17 protein-coding genes and 1 pseudogene are annotated in these 22082 nt (G+C 42.8%); 6 read left to right on the top strand and 12 right to left on the bottom strand.

The features are described 5' to 3' along the window. The first annotated feature begins 104 nt into the window (after positions 1 to 104). A complete protein-coding gene (locus tag AC5ELV_RS20615; RefSeq protein ID WP_493431658.1) occupies positions 105 to 1697 on the top strand; it encodes an exosporium glycoprotein BclB-related protein in 1593 nt (530 codons plus the stop codon). 72 nt (positions 1698 to 1769) lie between these two features. On the opposite strand, the gene nirD is transcribed toward AC5ELV_RS20615, so the two are convergent. Beyond that, positions 1770 to 2099 carry a nitrite reductase small subunit NirD gene (gene nirD, locus AC5ELV_RS20610; protein WP_493431657.1) on the bottom strand — a complete coding sequence of 110 codons (330 nt, stop codon included), beginning with the start codon at positions 2097 to 2099 and terminating at the stop codon, positions 1770 to 1772. 39 nt (positions 2100 to 2138) lie between these two features. Further along, positions 2139 to 4568, bottom strand: a complete 2430-nt coding sequence (gene nirB / locus AC5ELV_RS20605; RefSeq protein WP_493431656.1) for a nitrite reductase large subunit NirB — start codon at positions 4566 to 4568, stop codon at positions 2139 to 2141. Between the two features lie 337 nt (positions 4569 to 4905). Between nirB and AC5ELV_RS20600 the strand changes: the two genes are divergently transcribed. The 3 genes from AC5ELV_RS20600 to AC5ELV_RS20590 are packed head-to-tail and all read left to right on the top strand — an operon-like array spanning position 4906 to position 8905. Continuing rightward, the gene (locus AC5ELV_RS20600) at positions 4906 to 6585 is read left to right on the top strand and encodes a spore germination protein (RefSeq protein WP_493431655.1); all 1680 of its coding nucleotides are present in this window, start codon (positions 4906 to 4908) and stop codon (positions 6583 to 6585) included. 24 nt (positions 6586 to 6609) lie between these two features. Next, complete coding sequence (locus tag AC5ELV_RS20595; RefSeq protein ID WP_493431654.1) at positions 6610 to 7713, top strand: GerAB/ArcD/ProY family transporter; 1104 nt, start codon at positions 6610 to 6612, stop codon at positions 7711 to 7713. After that, complete coding sequence (locus AC5ELV_RS20590; RefSeq protein WP_493431653.1) at positions 7706 to 8905, top strand: Ger(x)C family spore germination protein; 1200 nt, start codon at positions 7706 to 7708, stop codon at positions 8903 to 8905. The genes AC5ELV_RS20595 and AC5ELV_RS20590 overlap by 8 nt, the downstream gene beginning before the upstream one ends. Positions 8906 to 9018: 113 nt before the next feature. Here the strand turns inward: AC5ELV_RS20590 and AC5ELV_RS20585 are convergent, their stop codons facing one another. The 7 genes from AC5ELV_RS20585 to AC5ELV_RS20555 all read right to left on the bottom strand — a co-directional run bounded on the left by AC5ELV_RS20585 (position 9019) and on the right by AC5ELV_RS20555 (position 18912). Continuing rightward, complete coding sequence (locus tag AC5ELV_RS20585; protein ID WP_493431652.1) at positions 9019 to 11061, bottom strand: serine hydrolase domain-containing protein; 2043 nt, start codon at positions 11059 to 11061, stop codon at positions 9019 to 9021. 123 nt (positions 11062 to 11184) lie between these two features. Beyond that, the gene (locus AC5ELV_RS20580) at positions 11185 to 12486 is read right to left on the bottom strand and encodes a GHKL domain-containing protein (protein WP_493431651.1); all 1302 of its coding nucleotides are present in this window, start codon (positions 12484 to 12486) and stop codon (positions 11185 to 11187) included. Position 12487: 1 nt separating this feature from the next. Next, positions 12488 to 13228, bottom strand: coding sequence for a LytR/AlgR family response regulator transcription factor (locus tag AC5ELV_RS20575; protein ID WP_028541077.1), 741 nt, complete (start codon positions 13226 to 13228; stop codon positions 12488 to 12490). Positions 13229 to 13439: 211 nt separating this feature from the next. After that, on the bottom strand, positions 13440 to 14189 hold the full coding sequence (gene treR / locus AC5ELV_RS20570) for a trehalose operon repressor (RefSeq protein ID WP_493431650.1): 750 nt from the start codon (positions 14187 to 14189) through the stop codon (positions 13440 to 13442). 74 nt (positions 14190 to 14263) lie between these two features. Then, positions 14264 to 16228: a PTS system trehalose-specific EIIBC component gene (gene treP / locus AC5ELV_RS20565; protein ID WP_493431649.1), complete on the bottom strand. Its 1965-nt coding sequence runs from the start codon at positions 16226 to 16228 to the stop codon at positions 14264 to 14266. A gap of 91 nt (positions 16229 to 16319) precedes the next feature. Then, a complete protein-coding gene (treC, locus tag AC5ELV_RS20560; RefSeq protein WP_493431648.1) occupies positions 16320 to 18059 on the bottom strand; it encodes an alpha,alpha-phosphotrehalase in 1740 nt (579 codons plus the stop codon). Positions 18060 to 18330: 271 nt separating this feature from the next. After that, positions 18331 to 18912, bottom strand: coding sequence for a LysE family transporter (locus tag AC5ELV_RS20555; protein ID WP_493431647.1), 582 nt, complete (start codon positions 18910 to 18912; stop codon positions 18331 to 18333). 110 nt (positions 18913 to 19022) lie between these two features. Here AC5ELV_RS20555 and AC5ELV_RS20550 point away from each other — a divergent pair, with 110 nt between their 5' ends. Next, positions 19023 to 19577, top strand: coding sequence for a helix-turn-helix domain-containing protein (locus AC5ELV_RS20550; RefSeq protein ID WP_493431646.1), 555 nt, complete (start codon positions 19023 to 19025; stop codon positions 19575 to 19577). 116 nt (positions 19578 to 19693) lie between these two features. Here AC5ELV_RS20550 and AC5ELV_RS20545 read toward each other — a convergent pair whose 3' ends face one another. Continuing rightward, entirely contained in the window at positions 19694 to 20263 is a 570-nt protein-coding gene (locus AC5ELV_RS20545) for a sugar O-acetyltransferase (protein WP_493431645.1), read from the bottom strand. 435 nt (positions 20264 to 20698) lie between these two features. Here AC5ELV_RS20545 and AC5ELV_RS20540 point away from each other — a divergent pair, with 435 nt between their 5' ends. Beyond that, complete coding sequence (locus tag AC5ELV_RS20540) at positions 20699 to 21226, top strand: transposase (RefSeq protein WP_493431644.1); 528 nt, start codon at positions 20699 to 20701, stop codon at positions 21224 to 21226. Positions 21227 to 21629: 403 nt separating this feature from the next. Here AC5ELV_RS20540 and AC5ELV_RS20535 read toward each other — a convergent pair whose 3' ends face one another. Further along, on the bottom strand, positions 21630 to 21791 hold the full coding sequence (locus AC5ELV_RS20535; protein WP_493431643.1) for a hypothetical protein: 162 nt from the start codon (positions 21789 to 21791) through the stop codon (positions 21630 to 21632). A gap of 102 nt (positions 21792 to 21893) precedes the next feature. Next, positions 21894 to 22082: pseudogene (gene lacA, locus AC5ELV_RS20530) on the bottom strand (galactoside O-acetyltransferase); the annotation flags it as partial.

The raw sequence follows: 22082 nt of genomic DNA, 5'->3' as shown, positions 1-22082 counted from the left end.
CCCTTTTCGCTTCAGAAAATATATTATGAGTATCTGCGAAACGGGGCGATGAACCACCTGTCACCTCTACAGTAGGAAGAACGATCAGGAGGAGATATTTGAGCATGAAACATAAAAAACCGTTCAGGTTCAGTGGTGCCTCAAAAAAAGACGAAGACTGTAAACCAACAAGAGTAAATAGAAGTATCGAAGCTCTTCTCAGGCTGATTAATGAATTGACCGCGATCATCCCCATCGTATTCGCAAACCCCTCTGCGGCTAATGTATCTTCCTTGCAACAGGTTTTAAGACGTCTGTTGTCTCTGGCGAAAAGCTTAAGACTTAGAGGCGGGGTCAAGGCAGACTTACTGGCAGCGCTGGAGCTTGCTATTGTTGCCTTAGAAGCTACACCTTTCTCGCCGATCGGCGTAGGTACTGCACTGCAACAATTGCTGGATGCGCTATTGTCCATCGTTTTACAAGAATCCCTCGATCCTGCTCTTAAAGACAGCTTAATCAGCGCGATCAGAATCGCTGGAACGACGGTTAGCAACGTATTGGGTGAAACATACTTGTCAGGGGAGCCCGGTGCACAAGGACCTCCTGGACCTGTGGGACCCGGCGGTGCGCCTGGACCAGCAGGTGGACCAGGGCCACAAGGGCCTCCCGGACCTGTCGGCGCTCCTGGACCTGTCGGAGCGGCCGGACCTATTGGCCCTGCAGGACCTGCGGGCCCAGTTGGCGCGGCTGGACCTGTCGGCGCCGCTGGGCCTATCGGGGCCGCTGGACCGGAAGGCCCTGCCGGACCTGTCGGCGCTACGGGTGCTGCGGGCCCTGCCGGGGGCGTGACAGGCGCCACGGGCGCTACGGGCGCAGATGGATTGGTCGGGCCAGTCGGTGCCACAGGACCGACCGGGGCCGATGGTTTGCCAGGCGCTGTTGGCGCGGTTGGACCTGCCGGAGCCACGGGTGCTACCGGGGCCGATGGCTTGCCGGGCGCGGTTGGTGCTGTCGGGCCAGCCGGAGCCACGGGTGCTACCGGGGCCGATGGCTTGCCAGGCGCGGTTGGCGCGGTTGGACCTGCCGGAGCCACGGGTGCTACCGGGGCCGATGGCTTACCGGGCGCGGTTGGCGCGGTTGGACCTGCCGGAGCCACGGGTGTTACGGGCGTTACAGGGATTACAGGAGCCACCGGCTCGGGGGCAATCATCCCGTTTGCTTCTGGAGGACCTGCTATTCTAACAACCGTCCTTGGTGGTTTGGTAGGAACCGCAAGTTTGATCGGCTTTGGAAGCTCAGCTACAGGTATTGGCCTTGTAGGCGATACCATTGACCTTACAGGGACACTTGTAGGACCTCTGATTAACTTTGCTTTTTCCGTACCACGGGATGGCGTAATTACATCTATCGCTGGTTACTTCAGTACAACAGCTGCGTTAACTCTCGTGGGTTCAACTGCGACGATTACTGCCCAGTTGTTTAGTTCCCCAACACCTGATAATACCTTCACAGCAGTTCCCGGAGCTATCGTTACATTGGCTCCTCCACTGACTGGCATTATTGCTTTGGGAACGACCTCTAGTGGTATTACTACCGGTTTGGCTATCCCCGTAACCGCACAGACCCGTCTGCTTATGGTTTTCTCTGCCACAGCTGCAGGTGTTTCCCTCGTAAACACTATAGTAGGTTATGCAAGTGCAGGCGTAACCATTACCTGATCCAAGACGAAAAAAGGGCCCAACAGGATTGTTCCTGTCAAGCCCTTTTTTATTTGTATTCCATCAGACGAACTAAACCGTTTCGAGTGATACTTTAACTTCTTCTCCCTCTTCACAAACGGCGAATGTTTTAACTTGTCCGTGATCAGGCTCTTGAACGATGCCTGTCTGCAGATCAATTTTCCAGTCATATAAAGGGTCATAGATATAATGACCAGATACTATCGCCTCTGTAAGAGGACCTCTTTTGGGATGAGGGTTGATATTTTCAACAGCATAAAGCTCATTCTCCGAAGTGCGGAAAACAGCAATTTCAGTTCCTTTAATGTGGATGGTACGTCCTATTCTAATCGGAAAATCCTTACTGTGACCGACGACAAGCCATTCGGCATTCTTGATCATTTGCTTGATTGCTCCCTTCCTCAGGCATTTTAGATACAATTACACAATAGACGGAGTGACAACCTCAAATAGATTTTTCCGTGTATCCTCATCATTGATAATCTTTTTCCATGGGTCTTCGACCTGTTGTAGTGCAAATTCGATACGTTCTACTAACGCTTGTCGATTAGCTGTATCGTGAACGACAGCCTTTTGAATCTCTTCCAGACCCATCCGTTCTACCCACTCCGAAGTACGTTCCAGGTATTGTCCTGTTTCCCGATAGAGTTGCATTACGCTTCCTACAATATCAATCAACTCGGCGTCGGTTTTCACTTTACAGAGTGAATCAGCCAACCGCGCTTTAATACCGCCATTACCACCGATAAAGATCTCCCAGCCCCCATCATTGCCTACGATTCCGATATCTTTGGTGCATGATTCCGCACAGTTGCGTGGACATCCATTAACCGCTAATTTGAATTTTGCTGGGAAATCCAGTCGTTCGAATTTCCGTTCCAACACTTCTCCCATTCCCATCGAGTCTTGTGTGCCAAACCGGCAAAATTGTGATCCAACACAGGTTTTAACTGTACGAAGTGACTTCGCGTAGGCATATCCCGACGGCATATCGAGTTCTTCCCATACTTTAGGCAGATCCTCTTTACGGACACCGATCAAATCAAGCCGCTGCCCTCCTGTTACTTTAACGACCTTAACGTTGTATTTAAGAGAAACATCAGCTATCTTCTTCAAATCTTCTGGAGTCGTCACACCACCGTACATTCTAGGAACAACTGTAAACGTTCCATCCTTTTGAATGTTTGCGTGCAATCGCTCATTTACAAAACGGGAATCTCCCTCATTTTCATAGGTATCCGGGTTAATCATTCCCAAATAGTAATTCAGCGCCGGGCGGCATTTGGAGCATCCTTCATCATTATGCCAACCCAGTACATTCATAACTTCACGCGTTGTTGTCAGCCCTTTGGTTTTGATCGCTTCCACAATCTCGTCCCGGCTCAATGTTGTGCAGCCACATATTCCTTGTTTGGCTGACGTCTTGAAGCTGTCTCCAAGAACATATTGTAGAATCTGTTCCACGACCGGCTTACATCCTCCACAGGAACGCGTTGCTCCGGTACATGCTTTAATTTCATCGACTGTAGTCAGTCCATTTTCATTAATTGCATCAACAATGGCCTTTTTAGTTACACCGTTACAGCCACACACAATTTCATCATCGGCCATCGTTTCAGCGGATGATGTTTTCGCCCCGTGATTGCTGCATCCAGTACCCATGATCTGTCCGTAGATCTCATCTGTCATCAGCGTTTGCTGACGCACATATTTTTGAAGGCTAGCAGATTCGCTCACATCGCCGAACAGTACAGTCCCAACAATTTTATTATCACGAAGCAGCACTTTTTTGTATGTGCGCTTCCACTCATCCTTTGCCACAATCACCGTATGTTCAGGCTGGGTTATGAATTCGCCAGCTGAGAAAACATCCACCCCTGAAATTTTGAGCTTGGTAGAAACCACCGATCCCATATAGCCTTCAGTTTCCGCGCCTGCCAAATGTTTGGCAATGACACTTCCCTGCTCAAACAGCGGAGCTACCAAGCCGTAACAGGTTCCACGGTGTTCAACACATTCCCCGACAGCATATACATCCGGCAGGGAGGTTCTCATCAAATCATCGACTACAATACCACGGTTCGTTTCCATACCACTTTGCACAGCTACCTGAATATTAGGCTTGATCCCGACGGCCATAACGACCAAATCCGCTTCCAGCTCGCTTCCGTCTGAAAACCGCAGTCCTTGTACCCGATCTTGACCATACACTTCCGAAGTTTGCATTTGCATAGCAAACTTGATTCCCTGGCGTTCTAGTTCTGCTTTCAGCATCGCAGAGGCTTCCCGGTCCAGCTGGCGTTCCATCAAATCCTCCATTAAATGAACGACCGTAACATCCATACCCAGGTTGACCAAGCCTTTAGCTGCTTCCAGCCCCAATAGGCCTCCACCAATGACAGCTGCCTTTTTAAAGGTCTTCGCTGCCTCAAGCATTGCCGAGCAATCGGCGATATCTCGGAAACCGATGACACCCGGTAATTCTTTGCCCGGAATAGGCAGAATAAATGATTGTGAGCCAGTAGCTACCAAAGCTACATCGTAATCAATTTCCAGTCCGTCTTCGGTGCGAATCTTCTTGTTCTCACCGTCAATGCTTTTCACCATTTTTCCTGTATATAAAGCAATCCCTTGATCCGCGTACCATTGCAAATCGTTCAGTATGATATCATCAATCGTTTTACTACCTTCCAACACATAAGAGAGCATGATCCTGTTATAGTTCGGATGCGGCTCATTTCCCAGGACCGTAATTTCATACTTATCTGTTAATTTTAAAATTTGTTCGACCGTATTGATACCAGCCATCCCGTTCCCTATAACCACAAGTTTCTGTTTACTGTTTATCATATACCGGTTCCTCCATTCATTCGACGATACTCCCTATCCGACGACATCTCCTACGTTCCTATGAATATTGCTTATGCTTCTATTCTAATACAGCAGATAGAGCTATATGTGATCAGAATCACAATGTAGTTCAAATTATGAATATTTAGGGATTTCCCTATTTCGTTTCAAGGGATAAAGGTAAGAGTCAAATTTCATAAATATTAAATACATCAATTGCCCACTTCATCGGATGAATCTTTCCATTTCATGTGTAAATACAACCTTTATAAGGAATACTTTAGGAACAACTTGTATCTTAAGGGAAAATGAATCGAATCGTATGGAGGTGATCATCATGTGGTCTAAAATTATTTCTTATATTCCAAGCTGGAGTACACTCTTTCAAGCAGGCCTCGCGTTGGTTATTCCTTTAGGAATTTATTATATAAACACCTCGATTTATTCGTATGTCGGCAGTAAGGGAGCAAAATCCAAACATTCTTCTGATCGTCCGCTTTCCGACGAACATAACGAAGGCCACGCGGATCAGCAGCATGAACCAAGCTCCAAAGTTACAGGGAATTATGATTCCGACTTAAAGTCCATTCGAGAAGCTATAGGCGAAAATAGTGATGTGCATTTTCGTGAGTTTGTGGTGAAGAAATATCATGCTCGGTCTGTGTTAGTCTTCATAGAAGGTATGCAGGATGAAAAGCTTATGAGCAAGCAGGTAATGGAGGTCTTGATGTTTGACGGCCAGCAGGACCCACAGGAACAGCAGGAAAGTATAAGTAACTCTTTTATAAAAGAAAACTTGATGCCACTTACGCAAATTAGTGAAGTTGCTGATATGGAGGACCTGCAGGAGTCTATACTTTTAGGCCATACTGCCTTATTAATTGAAGGAATGAAGGGAGCACTGCTGGTGGGCTCGCCTAATGGCGCCATTCGCTCCGTCAATGAACCAACCTCTGAAGCATTACTTCGGGGTCCCCGAATTGGTTTTACGGAAGTATTAGGTGAAAATACTTCGATGCTTCGACGCCAGGGCTTAAACAAAAGTTTGGAGATGAAGAAATTCCAAGTGGGAAGCCGAATCAAAAAAGATCTGGTTGTCGCGTATATAAAGGATATTGTGAATCCGGATCTCCTCGAAGAAGTAAAGCGCAGAATTTCAAAAATAGACATGGATTTTTTGGCTGAATCCGGTTATGTGGAGCAACTCATTGAAGACAATTATTTAAGTCCGTTCCAGCAGGCTCACAACACAGAGCGCCCCGACCGTGTCATTAACGCTTTATTGGAAGGAAGAATAGCCATTTTGCTGGATGGAACTCCCTTTGCACTTATTGTTCCGGTGACCTTCAGTATGCTACTTCAATCGCCAGAGGACTATTATGAGCGCTGGATTCCAGGAACACTCTTACGCCTGCTGCGGTTTACCGGAGCTTTTATAGCGCTGATGGGGCCAGCTTTGTACATTTCATTTATATCGTTTCATCCCGGTTTGATTCCGACCAAGTTGGTCATTAGCATTATCCAAACTCGTCAAGGCGTCCCTTTCCCGTCCGTTATAGAGGTCATGATTTTGGAAATCTCTATTGAAATCCTAAGGGAGGCCGGCATTCGCTTGCCCAAACCCATTGGTCCTGCGATGGGCATTGTGGGAGGCTTAGTCATCGGTGACGCTGCTGTCAATGCGGGCATCGTTAGTCCCTTCCTGGTGATTGTAGTGGCGGTTACTGCTATTTCTTCGTTTTCGATACCAACATATAGTGCAGGTATCACCTTGCGCCTTTTGCGTTTCGCCGGCATGCTCTTTGCAGCCCTCCTGGGCATGTTCGGAACCATATTGTTCTTTCTGCTAATTTGTATCCATCTGACGAAATTAAAAAGCTTTGGCGTACCGTATGTGACTCCCTTTTCTCCCATGCGCCTAAGCGATTGGAAGGATGTGTACATTCGTGCTCCTATATCTCTGATGAAACGAAGACCCAATATGATGAAAACTCAGCAAAAAAAGCGCAGATCATGATGCCAAGACGAAGGAGGAGCTACTGTGTTTAGACGCTCTGATGATAAGATCACAACGAAGCAGGCGGCTGTATTTCTGACCAATACCGTATTGGGCGCAGGGATTTTGACACTGCCGAGAGGGGTTACTGAACAAGTACAGACTCCTGATGCATGGCTTTCTGTCCTCATCGGTGGAGGTATTGTCATATTCGTCGTCTGGGTCATGGTGAAATTAAGTCAACAGTTTCCCGGAAACACCATATATCAATACTCCAGAAGAATCGTGGGCACGATTCCGGGAGGATTTTTAAGCGTGCTATTAATTATATACTTTATAATCATCGCCGGCTTTGAAATCCGTGTGTTAGCTGAAGTGACCATTTTTTTCCTACTCGAAGGCACACCCATCTGGGCGATTGTGATTCCATTTATCTGGGTAGGGAGTTATTTGGTTTTTGGAGGCATTAATCCCATCGCGCGACTGTACCAGATTGTACTTCCGATCAGTCTCTTCTTTCTGCTTTTCTGTTTTCTCTTTAGCTTAAGGATTTTTGAAATTGATCATCTTCGTCCTGTATTGAGTGAAGGGGTTTTACCCGTCATCAAGGGGCTGAAATCAACTATCCTTGTTTTCAGTGGATGTGAAGTCGTCATGACACTGGTCGCTTTTATGCAGCACCCCGAAAAAGCATTTAAAGCCATGGTAGTGGGCATCAGTATCCCTTTATTTTTGTACTTTTTGACCGTAGTTATGGTGATCGGCGGGCTATCGGTAGATTCCACTGTGACAAGTACTTGGCCTACCATTAATTTGATGCGCAGTTTTGAAATCCCCGGATTTCTTTTTGAACGTCTAGAGTTTCCACTGCTAGTGATCTGGATGATGCAAATGTTTTGTAATTCCTGCAGTTTTTTCTTCAATGCATCCTTAGGTGTCTCACAGGTGTTTGGTTTTAAATATCGTTATGCGGTTTTCGGTTTAATCCCGCTAATCTTTATCTCCACAATGACTCCTGTTCGTATGATGGAAGTGTTTAGCCTGGGCGATGCGATCGGATACATGGGAGTCATATTATTTTTTCTGATTCCGGTATTTCTCTCCATCGTGTTCATGATCAGGAAGAAGGGAATGAAGCAAAATGTGTAGACGGTCTATCTTATCTGTATTGCTTACCTTCATTCTTCTGGTCACTCAAGTCGGCTGCTGGAGCAGTAAAGAAGTAGAGGAACTAAGCATATATACAGGAATTGCTCTGGACCGGGGGGAGCTCACTCCATTGGAACAGGATCTGGAGAAGAAAGGTAGCCGTTACTTCAAGAAAAATAAAATTACGGCCAGTGTACAAATCATCCCAAAAAAATCATCTGGAAGCCCAAGCAAGCAAGGCGGAGGAGGAGGACAAGAGCCCAACTATAACAACATAACTAGCACAGGAGATTCTTTGCTTGAAATCTTCCGACAGCTCTCTCTCCGTTTGGATCGTCCCATTATTGGCCACCATCTAAAGGTCATGGTGGTTTCCACCGAGCTGGCAAAACAACAGACGATGCAGCAATTGATGGATTTTGTGTTACGTGATAATGACATTCGCCCGAGTTGTTTGGTCTTTTTAAGTAAACAACGAGCAGCCAACACCCTAGTTACCAAATACAAGGGCGAAATCCCATCCATTCATATTCTGAATATGCTTCGTAACCACTTCAGAACCAGCAAGGTAATGAGGGGGGTCAATTTGTCTGAATTGGATGGGTTGATGCATTCCAAAAAAAGCTACATTCTGCAAAACATTACTGAATCTGGAGGAGAATTAGAGTTTTCAGGTGCCGGCATTATTAAAGGAGAAACGGGTCACTGGATGGGGAGTTTGGGACAACAAGAGGTGGAGAGTATTGGATGGATTAAGGGTGATGTTGAGGGCGGAGCTGTCAAAACGTATGATGAGCATAATGAAGCTATAACTTATGAGATTAAATCGGTAAAAAGCAAAATAACGACCAAGGTGACCAACGGAAGCGACATCTCGTTTCACGTAAAAATTGAATCCAAAGGACGTCTAATCGAAAACTGGGATGATAAAGCGGACCCGACTGAGACACGAAACATGAAAGAGGCTGAGAAAGAGTTTGAAAAACAAGTGACTACAAGAATTAAAACTCTTATGCACAAATTACAATCCGAATATAAAGTCGATGTTGCCGGTTTTGGTGAGCATTTGCATATTGAAAAACCTCAGATTTGGAAAAAAGTAAAAGATGATTGGGATTATAAGTTCAGTAAAATCCCTGTTACTTTCGATATTAAGCTAACCATTACGGATTTAGGCTCATCTGCCGAATGAAAGAGTCGAATTGGCCTTATATAAAGGCCAATTCGACTTAAGATTCGCGGTTGTCTACTTAACCTTCCAACGCTGCAACGGTCGTTCCTGAATTTCCAGAAGCGGCTACACGCTTAATTCAAATTGATTTTAAATACATCCCCTGCATTGCCACCTAAAACGATCAAGCCACCTTTGGGCAGTACAACCGAATTGTTATTGCTAGCAGTTGAAAATTGTACAACCGCTCCGTTTTCATCATAGACAGCGAACCCTCCACTTGTTGGAAAATCAACGGTCATCGTTTTATTGGCTGAGTTTTTATCTATTTTATACCATGTGGCTTGGCCATTAGATGGTATGGTATACACTGATTTTCCTCCCAAGATAGGTTTAACAGCATCTTCACTGATATAGGATTGTCCATCTATGGTTAAATACTCCGAACCATCCTTGGCATAAAAATTCAGATCAAATGCATCTCTTCCACTCATAACAGGAATCTCAACGGCATTTACTGCTTTATTCTCATCCACAATTTTAGTACCACTTGCGTATCCATCATGATCAACGGATATTTTTTTCGTTATAAATGAGGGAGCCAGATAAAATATGGAAGATATCTTTTCATCCAAAGCATAATAATTTTTCCCGTTTCTGTTTTCCCATGCCTTTTTAACTGTGGGATTTACAGGATTGGCATCTAGCTTTTGATATTCATAAGTGACCATAACCATTTGACCTAATCCCGGAAAGTTTAAATATAGGTTAGCCTTAATATACGTTTTCCCGTTTTTTTGTTTGTCAAAGCTTATGGCTACACTGCCATCACTGCTTTTGAATTGTCCATTGCCTGTATACACATATTTTTGCGCCGGGACGAATCCATCCAAGAAAGCAGGTAAATCAAACTCACCGTTTTTAATCTCTACATTGATGGTTGTACCCACAGAACCGTATAATCCCGAATAAGAAAGTAAATCAGATGGCATTTCCACTTTTACAGGAGGCTCAAATGTTTTCTCCGGTATGATGTCTTTAATGATGCCCTTATCTTTTAAAACTTCCAATAAAATGTTAGAAGCAAAAATACTATCTAAGATGGAAGACCCTCCAGATGAAAGCACAGCCATAGAAATATGATGCTCTGGTATGGTGATCAAAGTAGAGTGATACAAAACAGTATCCCCACCCTTGGATAACGCAGTTATTCCGTAATCACTAAACGGTGCCAACTGAACCGCATCCCAAGCAAGTCCATAATTAAAGCTGTTTGTCTCTTCAGGTACCCATATTCCTTTTCGATATTCATGACTTTGCATGGACTTCGCCGATTGGGCAGATAGAATATCGGGTCTGTTCCCCGTTAATACTTCTGAAAACATAGCCACCTCTTCTGCGGTGGAGTATAAGCCCCCTGTCCCGATGACATTGGCATTTTCGACCGGTAAGGCCCCCTCAATCGCAGGAAAATAAGTTTTGGACAGCTGTTGTCTATCAAATTGATCGAGTGGTGTTTTCGTAGAGTTCAAACCCAAAGGGACACTAATATGCTTTGCCAGAAATTCGGTATAACTTAGACCACTCACCCGTTCAACCAATATTTCAAGCAATTGAAATCCATCATTGGTATATACGGAATATTCGCCAGGGTTGGATTTTAAAGTTTCTGATTGTAATCTCAGCAATAGCTCATCATGATTTTCTGTATCATTGTCATTAAATAACATACTATTTTTTAAGTGGGCACCGTAAAGGCCTGACGAATGATTTAACAGCATACGCGGTGTAATTTTTTTGTACCTTTCATCGACCATTTTAAAGTCCTTAATGTATGTTGTTAGCGGCTGATCAATATCGACTTTATGGGCATCCACCAGCATCATCGTTGCAGCAGACACGTACATTTTGCTGATAGAGCCTATACCGAACATGGTATCTTTGGTGATCGGCTCGTTGGTTGCTTTATTCTTTACACCCACGCTATCCGATAATACGATGTTTCCATGGTCCATAATGGCATACTGCACACCGCTAGCACCGTATTTGGATACCAGCTCCGAGGCCAGACTGCGAGCCTTTTCCTTGATGGGTTCAGCAGTGCCTTGAGCAAAAGTATTCGTCATCGGCAGTACAAAAAGCATAGCAGAAACGAACACAGCTATTATTTTCTTCATTCCATATTTCCTCCTCTTATAGCTTCACCAGATTTTATTACTGACCTGATCATACAATGAACGAGGATTCTATATAAAAAAACACCCTTAAACGAAAAAAACAATCCCTAAACAACATGATGTCTAAGGAATGTCCTTATAAAATGGCAATAAAACCATATTATTGAATACTTTATTTTTCGTTTCAATGGTCATATTCCCACCATATTTGTTACATATTCTAGATATATTGGTTAAGCCAATGCCATGAACATCCGGGTTTGATTTTTGACTATGCAAATGAGCCACTTCATTCTCCACATGATTAAGGATGTGAATGAAAAGCGCGGACTCATTGGAATGTATTTTAATAAGAATGTACCTGTCATCGGCAATCTTGACTTTTTTAGATGCTTCTATGGCATTATCCAGCATATTCCCTAGAACTACACATAAATCATAACGTTCAATATTTACTTTCTGTGAATATAAGTTAAGTTGGGTATCTACCTTTATGCCATTGGCTTGCCCAATATTAAGACTATTCGTGACAAGGGCATCTATAACCAGATTACCGGTATTAACCCTTTGATATGCTCCTTCGATTTTATTTAAGGTAACCTTAATATGTTCACTCGCCTCAGCCAATTCATTTCTCTTGATACATTCTTCAATATACAAAAACTGTTGGTGTGTATCATGAATGATTCTTTTTATATTTTTGAAGCTGTGAACCGTTTTTTCGTAGTTGGCATCTTGGTAGTCCATCTGATCTTGTAATTGAGCATTTTCATGCATTAATTGAAATTTTTCAATGACATTATCAAAAATATATATGATAAAAACATTTAAGGAAATAAAGCCAATAATAGAACCAAAATAATACATATTCTTTTCACTATAAACAGATAAAACATTGACCTGGTATAAACTTATGATGGGAACGATTAAAAATAAAATATAGTAACGATGCTGCAAAGGGAAGGTTCTGCGTTTGGCAAATAGCCGTATAATCTGAATGACAGCAAACATGATAATGCAGCTGAGCAACATAACCTTAGAGAATATCAAGTGATCTTGTCCACTTAAATGGCTAAAGTTGCTAATTTTAACGGAGCCTACAGCATATAAAATATAAAGAGATATAAAATTAACGATGGTTATCAATACAGCATAAAGGATGGAAAAAATGATCTTTGTCTTTATTTCCATGGTATAAGACTGAGCCAAGCTAAATATGACAAATAACGCCAAAATGGAGGAAAACGTAGGAGACAGATAAATACTTAAATATAAAAAATTCAGCAACCCAAAAATAATGAAATACACGAATCTGTTCGGCTTTCGATTGGACTTATCAAAAACCGAGTTAAAGTAAAAATTCACTTGGAAGCACATAACAAGGACAACGCAAAGATTAAGAAGCAGGGAGTTATATTCCATCATATTAATGCATCTTCATGATCATAAATTTGGTATATAGATCTTTAACTTCTTTTATTTTAGAACGCCCAATAGGTAACTTCACATCATTTGACATCAAAACATCACCGCCAGCAAATTTTTTCACATGAATTAAGTTTATAATAATCGAACGATGAATTTGTAGAAAATTATGTTCTTTTAATGCTGAAGCATAGTCCGAAAGAATCCCTTTGCTATCATAGGTTTGAGTAGAGGTTACAAAATGCAGTTTGTTTTTTATGGTTAAGCTTTTGACCACTTCAATACTAATGATATCATCATATTTTAAAAGCACTTCCTCATAAGCTGACTTGATGATAACGAATTTTTTATCGAGAGATTGAAAATATTGACACAGCTTTATCATTTTTTCCTCAAAGATATGGGGAGCAATCGGTTTTATTAAATACTGAAATGTGACTACGTCAAAACTTTCCACCATATATTCAGGGTAGCTCGTTAAAAAAACAATCTGTTCATCTAGATGATTTAAATTCCTTATTTTTTGGGCGGTTTGAATTCCGTTTATGCCATTCATTTCAACATCCAATATTAAGATATGGAATGGAGACTCATGGTTTTGATAATGAGATACCAGCTGTTCTCCTGAGTCGAATAATTCAACTTTAAATTCTATATTGGTCTTTAACGACAAAGTAATCAGCATATTTTTAACAAGTTCTCTGTGCTTGTGCTCATCATCGCAGATAGCCACTCTATACATCAATAACATACACCTCATTCCCATTGCATTGATCATGGAATTGTATTCTAAACAGTATATAACCTTTTAATATTCTATAAACAGCTTTTGGATAAAACGCAAATTCAAATCCCTCAAATGCCAGTATACAAGCTGCTCAGCAGTTGCATCCAAGGTAAAAAAGAAACCCTCGTCTTCAAAAGACGGGGTTTCTTAACTGTTTTATTGATCGTTATTTAAAAAAATCAGTTTTTTTCTCTTCACCGTGGGAACGTCTAGCAAAGTCGACAAATTGGAATTTGTCCAGCCGATGTCTTGACTCGGTATACTGAAACAAGGTGGTGTCCTCCAGATAAACATAGTTGCGTACTACGACCACATGAGTGTAGTTCTGAAGGTCCATCAGCTTATGATCTTCTTCGTCTGCATTTTCTACGGAAACCACTTTTTTGGCATAACTGATTTGAAGATGGAGCTCTCCCTCCAAATATTCGTAGATGGACCCACGACTAATTTCCTCAGTAAGCACAGGTACAATGTCTGATCGAAAGTAATCTTTATCCAGTATGACGCATTCACCCTCAATCTCACGCGCACGAATAACTTTCCAGACCAAATACTTATCTTTGTTAATCTCAAGATGATTGGCTATGTCATCTGGAACTGGAATTAAATGATTTTCATGTACAATTGTTCGTGATGTACGCCCAATCCGTTCAGACATTTCCTTGAAACTGACCAATCCTCCTATAGGGAAATCCATCCGTCCAATATCCAGAACAAAAGATCCTTTAGCTTTTATTTTATGGATATACCCATTTTGTGCAAGCAAGTGAAGTGCCTTACGCACGGTTTCGCGAGAGGTGTTGTACTCTCGGGCCAGTTCATTTTCAGAAGGCATTTTCGTGCCTGGAGCCAATTCACCTGTCTGGATCTGTCCCGAATAATCCTGATAAATTTGCAAAAATATATTCTTTGTCAATTTTCATCACCACGTTCATTGTAGCATCCTTTCACTTCCTGTTCACTAAAATAGGCTGTCTGAATGAATCTGACTTAATTCGTATTGTCTGATGAAGCATTCAAATGAATTCTCATTAAGGTATACTGCAAACTTTCTGCCTCACCTGGCAGTTCCTCAACCGATTCAATCATACTCTGACCATCCGGGACAATGACTGGTGTAATGACGGGATATCCGGATTTCTGAATCTGATCACGGTCAAATTCCATCAATAGTTGTCCTTGCTCCACGGTTTGATTGGTCTCCACATGCATGGTAAATCCCTCACCCTTCAGTGACACCGTATTGATCCCCACATGTACCAGAATCTGTACACCTGTCGAATGCTCCAAAATCAAGGCATGCTTGCTTTTCATCATGATATGAATAACTTTTCCGCTGAAAGGGGCAAGAATCTTGCCATCCTTCGGTTCCACTGCAATACCTTGCCCCATCTGCCGTTCGGCAAAAGCCGGGTCAGGAACCTGCTCCAATGGCACAACATGTCCCAGTACCGGAGTCTTTACTTCAAGCACATCCAGCGCAGAATTTTGACGGCCTGAATCTTTCCGTACGGAGTCGTTAGCTAGTGTAGCAGGAGTCTGACGGCGCTTATTTAGCAGTTTTCCATACATAAAGGTTAAAGTGAACGGTACAATCAATACGATTGCCATCCCAATGAAGAATACACCCCAGTTGTTTGGGAAAATTGACAAGAAGCCTGGAATCCCCCCCACACCAATGGAAGAAGCCATCACATGATTTACGGTGAGCAGTATACCTGCAATACCGGAACCGATCATTCCGAATACAAACGGATATTTATATCGGATATTCACCCCGAATATGGCAGGCTCGGTTACACCCAGAAAAGCAGACACGGAAGAGGTAAGAGCCAATCCTTTTCCCTTTTGCTCCTTCAATACCAGCATCATTGCCAGTGCTCCGGCACCCTGAGCGATATTGGACAGCGCCAGCATTGGCCAGAGGAATGTCCCACCCTGCGTACCAATTAATTGCACGTCCACCGCCAGGAAAGTATGGTGCATTCCCGTAATCACGAGCAAGGAGTACAAGCCTCCATAAATCAGGCCTCCCACTGCAGGAGCCAAATCGAAAACGTATACAAGACCAGACGTAATAGCATTACCAATCATAAAAGTAACCGGACCGATCACTGTAAAAGCCAGAAATCCCGTTATTAATAATGTAATCGGTGCTACAAGTAACAGTTTAAATGAATCTGCTATCTTCTTATTTAGGAATTTCTCAATGTGTGCGAGCACGTAAGCGGATACTAAAACGGGTAAAACCTGTCCTTGATAACCAATCTTGTTCACTTCCCACCCAAACAAATTCCAAACCGGAACGGTTCCTTTGGTAACGGCATCCGCATAACCGTACGCACTTAGCAGATCCGGATGAACCAAAATCAGACCCAGTACGATCCCGAGTAAAGGACTGCCGCCAAACCGGACAACAGCCGACCATCCAATTAAGGCAGGTAGAAATGTAAATGCGGTGCTGGCAATGGTGTTAATGATAGCAGCAAAGTCGGTCCATTGAGGATAGACCTGAACCAGAGCCATACCTTCGAAGAAGATTCCCTTGCCTGTCAAAATATTATTTATTCCAAGTAATAAACCTGCAGTCACGATTGCGGGCAAGATGGGGATAAAAATATCTGCCAACGTCTTGATAGCACGCTGAATAGGATTTTGTTTTTTGCTTGCCGCATTTTTGACATCGTCTTTAGAAGCCCGACTGCCTCCTGTAATGGAGATCATTTCGTCATATACCTTATCCACCAGACCTGGACCGATCACGACCTGATACTGTCCTTGTGAAGAAAATTGGCCTTTGACCAGATCATTTTGTTCAAGTGCATCTTTATCGACCAGCTTATCATCATAAAGGGCAAATCGCAGACGAGTTACGCAATGCGTAGAGGCCTCTATGTTGTCTTTGCCACCAACGGCTTTTATAATGTCTTCTACCTGTGATCTTTCAATCGCCATTTAGCCCACTCCCTTAACGTTTGCTCATTTTAAAGCAGCAACCCCGGTTGTAAAAAGTAGTGTACCCGGGGTGCTACCTGATGTCTCCATACTATTCACTAAGGCTACGAACAATCCACATATAGGAAGCATATGGGGTCAAAGCGATTACTTCTTTTAGCTCCGGGGCGTGCTGAGTATTACCGATTAAAAGCTCAGCCCCAGCCAACGCTTGATTTTCTAATGATGAATAAAATGAATCCGGTATACGGAATTGCGTATTCTGTCCGCTAAAATTAGAGATGACGACCAAAGTCTCCTCTTCATTGCTACGTTGATAGGCGTAGACCTGAGGATGAGCTTCGTCCAAACGTTGATAATTCCCATCGGTAAGGACCTGCACCGTCTTACGCAGATGAATCAGCTTACGATAATGGTGGTAAATAGAATTCGGGTCCTCTAACTGAGACTGAACGTTGATCTGTGGATATCGTTCATCTACCTTAATCCAGGGAGTACCTGTAGTGAAGCCCGCATTGCGAGTGCCATCCCACTGCATCGGTGTTCTCGAATTATCACGAGACCGCTCTCGAATGATATTCAATGCTTCTTCTGCACTTTTGCCTTGTTCCTGTAAGATACGATACATATTCAGAGATTCAACATCCCGAAACTCTTCAATGTCTGCCCACTGCGGGTTGGCCATCCCAATTTCTTCACCTTGAAATATATAAGGTGTTCCTTGAAGACCATGTAGCGTGGTTGCCAGCAGCTTGGCGCTTTCCGCATGATATTCGCCATCATCCAAAAAGCGAGAGATTGCCCTTGGCTGATCATGATTATTAAAAAACAATGCACTCCAGCCGCCACCCTGTTGCATGCCCGTTTGCCAATCCGAGAATAACTTTTTCAGCATTTCAAAATCATATGGCATCAATTCCCACTTTTGTCCATTTGGATAATCCACCTTCAAATGATGAAAATTAAAGGTCATGGACAATTCTTTTCTCTCTGGATTGGAATAACGGATGCAGTGCTCTAGGGAGGTAGAGGACATCTCACCCACAGTGACGCTATTCTGTTTGGCAAATACTTTCTCATGTAACTCATGAATGTATTCATGCACATGTGGACCGTCCGTATAATATTTACGTCCGTCGCCAGGAGCCGTGCTCCCATCATCGTTCGAGAATTGTTGATCTTTGGAGATCAAATTAATGACATCGAGTCGGAAACCACTGACTCCTTTCTCAGCCCAAAATTCCAGCAGATTAACAACTTCCTGACGGACTTTGGGATTTTCCCAGTTTAGATCCGCCTGAGTCTTATCAAATAGTGTCAGGAAATATTGGCCTGTTGCCTCGTCATATTGCCAAGCGGGTCCACCAAATTTGGAAACCCAATTGTTTGGAGGTCCACCATCGGGTGCTGGATCACGCCAGATATAGTACTCCCTATACTCACTATCCTTAGAAAGCCGTGCCTCTTGGAACCAGGCATGTTCTGTGGAAGAATGGTTAACCACGATGTCAATCATTAAATACATCCCACGCGCCCGGATTCCCTCGCTCAATTCTTCAAAATCCTGCATTGTTCCATAATCGGGATTAATCCGGCAATAATCGGCTACATCATACCCGTTATCACGTTGTGGTGAGACATATACAGGCTGCAACCAAACAATATCGACACCCAGTTTTTTTAAATAATCCAGCTTTTGCGTCAGCCCTCTTATATCACCGGTTCCTTTGCCCGTCGTATCGTTAAAACTTTTGGGATAAACCTGATAGACTACTGATTTACGCCACCAGTCCTTATCTTGAGGAATTAAAGTCTTGTTCATTGCTTCCATTCATGCTCATTCCTTTCTTGCGAAATGAAGTAGCGTAAAAAATAATATAACGCTTTCAACATCTTGTATATACAAGATTAAGTCATGTATATACAAGTTGTCAACAGCTTTATCTATTAAGGTAATACCCGTTTTGCAGCTAAATGATCAGGAGACTCATCCATTCTGTCCGATTGTATGTTATGACTCGTAAAATAAGCTCAATTCACATGAAAAAAAAGGCTCCTGCCTATAGTCAGGAACCCTTTTCTATGATGGATATGGTATTCATTTACATCCATATCGATAGTGCACTATATATCAGTAATAAGGCCATTATAATATTGAAGGAGCGCTCATACTTATTCAAGAAACGCTGAAACATAGCCCCAAAAACCGCCCAGCACACTACAGCTACAAAACCAATACAGGTCAAGAGTAATGAAATCGTAATAAGCTCTATATACGATACATCATAAGGCATAACAAACGTTGAAATGATCGTAATACCATACAAAATGACTTTTAAATTGATAAATTGCAGCAGCAATCCTGATTTGAAGGTATATCCTTCATTGTGATCATTATTGTTCGCAGAAGGTTTGCTCTTCGCTATTTTTACCGCCAAATAAAGCATGTACAGACTACCGAGTACATTCATCCAGATTTTAACCCGTGGCAAAAAATGATACAAAGCAAGATTAAAATAGCAGGCTAACAGCATAATGGCGAAACAGCCCGCTGTTACTCCCAGCAAGAATGGGAATGCTTTTCTCAAACCTAACCGCCTGGCACTGTCTAAAGACATAATATTGTTGGGACCTGGCGTAAAGCTGGTAACAAGTGCATAAGAAAGGAACGGAATAAACGGCATGCAACAATCAACTCCAGTATGTTATAATTGAATGAAATGTACGTTGAAACGTACATTTGTACTTTATGATTGTACAATATGTTCTTTATAAAGCACAATAGGAGCGAAAAATGTTGGAGAATATTAATCTGATTTTAAGTAAAAATTTGAAATATCTAAGAAATGAACGAAAATTAAGTTTAGATAAATTAGCCGATCTGACGGGAATCAGTAAAACGATGCTTGGTCAGATTGAGCGGGGAGAATCTAATCCCTCGATTACAACCGTATGGAAAATTGCGAACGGCTTGAAAATCTCTTTCACTGCTCTGATTAATGAGCCACCTGCAGATGCAGTAGTCGTTCCGAAAAGCAAGGTGCAAGTGCTTGAAGAAAGTAATCACTACCGGTTGTATCCGTTTTTCCCCTATGAAGGAAACAGAAATTTTGAGGTGTACACCGTAGAGATTGAAACAGGCGGGGAACTGAGTTCAGCCCCGCACCGTGAAGGTACTGAAGAATTTATTACGGTATTTGAGGGTGAGATGGTGGTAAAAGTCAGTGAGGAAATATACACAGTTAAAGCTGGAGATTCGATCCGCTTTAAAGCAGATCGCCCACACATATACTATAATTCAGGAGAAACACTGGTAAGGATGAATATGATTATTTATTACTCTGTATAGTTCAATCTTGAAGAGCATAAGCCTACTAGTCTTTAAATCAAATGATCCTATTAAAATAAAGAGCTATTTTAATAGGATCATCGGAACAAATATTAAATGATTAGCCAGTATGCTGTTTAGGAGATTTCAATTTGCTTAATTATTCGTGCTGGATTTCCAGCTACAACCACATAATCTGGAACATCCTTGGTTACTACTGCTCCTGATGCCACTACGACATTATTACCTATCGTAACACCAGGATTGATAACGGCTCTACCACCGATCCATACATTGTTGCCAATCGTTACTGGTTTTCCGAACTCTGGTCCAGCGATTCGTTCAAACGGATCTATGGGATGAGTTGCTGTGTAAATATGAACTCCCGGAGCCAGGAAGCAATTATCTCCAATGCGCACTTCGCAAACATCCAAAATGGTACAGTCAAAGTTCGCATAGAAATTCTCTCCAACATGGATGTTATACCCGTAGTCACAACGTATGTTGGGTTCCATGCTTATACTTTTACCAGTTGACCCGAAAAGCTCCTTAAGTAACTTTTCACGGTACTCACTATCCGTCTCTGTCGTCTGATTAAAGAGACGTACATATCTTCTCGCATACTCTCTTTCACTCGTTAATTGAGGATCAGCAGCTACATACAGTTCTCCATCTATCATCTTTTGTTTTTCCGTTTTCATAGTCATGCGACAATCCCCTTTATATTTTAATCTGATTTCTTTTCTTTCACCCCAATGGGCTGGGCTGCACCCGATATCAAACCAGCAACCATAACGCCAACAAGCACTACAATCAAGGCATGCAGGAGACCCACATGATTCTACTGGCGTTCACTTATCTCCTTATCATCACTTTTTATCAACCTTTTAATAAGTTATATTATAATTAGTCATTCTATTCGTATCTATACTATTTGTCAAAAAAACTGGACGGCATGATAAGCTGAGAGCAGGCACCTTCCGTTTTTAGAGCTTCATCACTACAAGCCTTATCTCCATCCCCCAAATCGCCCAATCGGTTCCAATGTGACGTGTCATGCCGAAATCCTTTCACCTTCTGTTGTAATTCCCAAGTAACCCGGCGTTGCTACCATTCGTGGTGCTGCCTTTGCAGAAAACACGATGAAAAGGGTGCTCCTGGATTCCTCCAGAAACACCCTGCTTCTCTATCAATCAGCATTGCAGCTTCATATGGAGGTTTCTCCAGCTGCTCATAAGCAAGCTTGTCCCCTTTGCCAATCCCTTGATTTTGTGATTCGAAAAGGCCATACCAACAACACGGGCATTCATAACTTGAGGGGCGAAGCGTTACTGGATATCCTTCCTTGCCGAAAATTGGAGGAACTTCGAGCCTATGCGAAGCAACATTCATCCTTTTTGGAGCTTCGTCCCGCTGCGGTGGTGATGGATCTGGCTCCGTATTACCATACCTGGATTCAGGAATACTTCCCAGAGGCGATCCAAACGATGCTTTCTCCTCGAGCGAAAACGAATTTGAAAGCCAAACAGCGGTTGCAGTTGCTGGGCGATGGCTTGCTGGATGATACGATCCACGACCGTGGGAATGCCGAGCTTTCTCACTCCGCTTCCATCTGGTTTGGGAATTTCCTTGCGTCGTACCGGACTCGGCTTATATTGACTTGCTTGTAGGCTCTGTTCAGATTGTCTCTGTCCAGTATCCTTTCCAGCAGGCCCTTTGCACCGTCTCTTTCTTTACTTTCCCGAGTGCCAATGCTCCGCGCTCCTGCATACTCTTCGCGTAAGCTCGTCCGTCCCACCATGCCTTCTATATGATTTCTGTTCGTCAGACCGAGGGTTTGCCTCCGGCTTCCTTCAGATTCCCCCTCACGAAGGATACCCTTGCCTTTGGCTAACAGTTCCTACTGCCAAGCCTGTAGCGGACTTTCACCGCCAAGTTATCGCCCATGCCGGGCACACATGCCAAAAAAACTAAACAACGATGATTGTTTAGTTTTTTTGTAATTGACGGAAATCCGTCTTCTAAATACTAATTAATTGTAAATTGACGTTTTGCTTCGCTAATAATGCATTGCTATTTGATATGCTGATCATTTTGATGCGCATCTTCATTAAAGTAATGTTCAAACTGTTTTTGCATTTTATCGGCTACCAAGTGAGTGTGGCGTGAATGCACAATTGCTGTAATGACAAAATAAAGGGAAAGTATTGTAAGAAAAAAATAAATTATATTCATCGAAAAACTCCTCCCGGAAGGTAGATGATCGAAGATTGTATGGTTCCATTTGACTTTATGTGAGCCGTATTTTTATTCTATAAAACTATTGGTTACTTTTTCTTACCATTCAACTTGATCAAAACGCATGTCTTTATAGTAGAACTCTCTATCATGATCCGTAATCTCCCGAAGAACTCTGCATGGATTTCCAACAGCTAGTACATTCGCCGGGATATCCTTGGTTACCACACTACCAGCACCAATTACACTCCCTTTGCCAATCGTGACTCCTGGAACAATAATCGCTCC

This window comes from Paenibacillus sp. NMA1017, assembly GCF_058895805.1.
The sequence above is the reverse complement of the archived record's forward strand: the minus strand, read 5'-3'. Positions and strand labels throughout refer to the sequence as shown.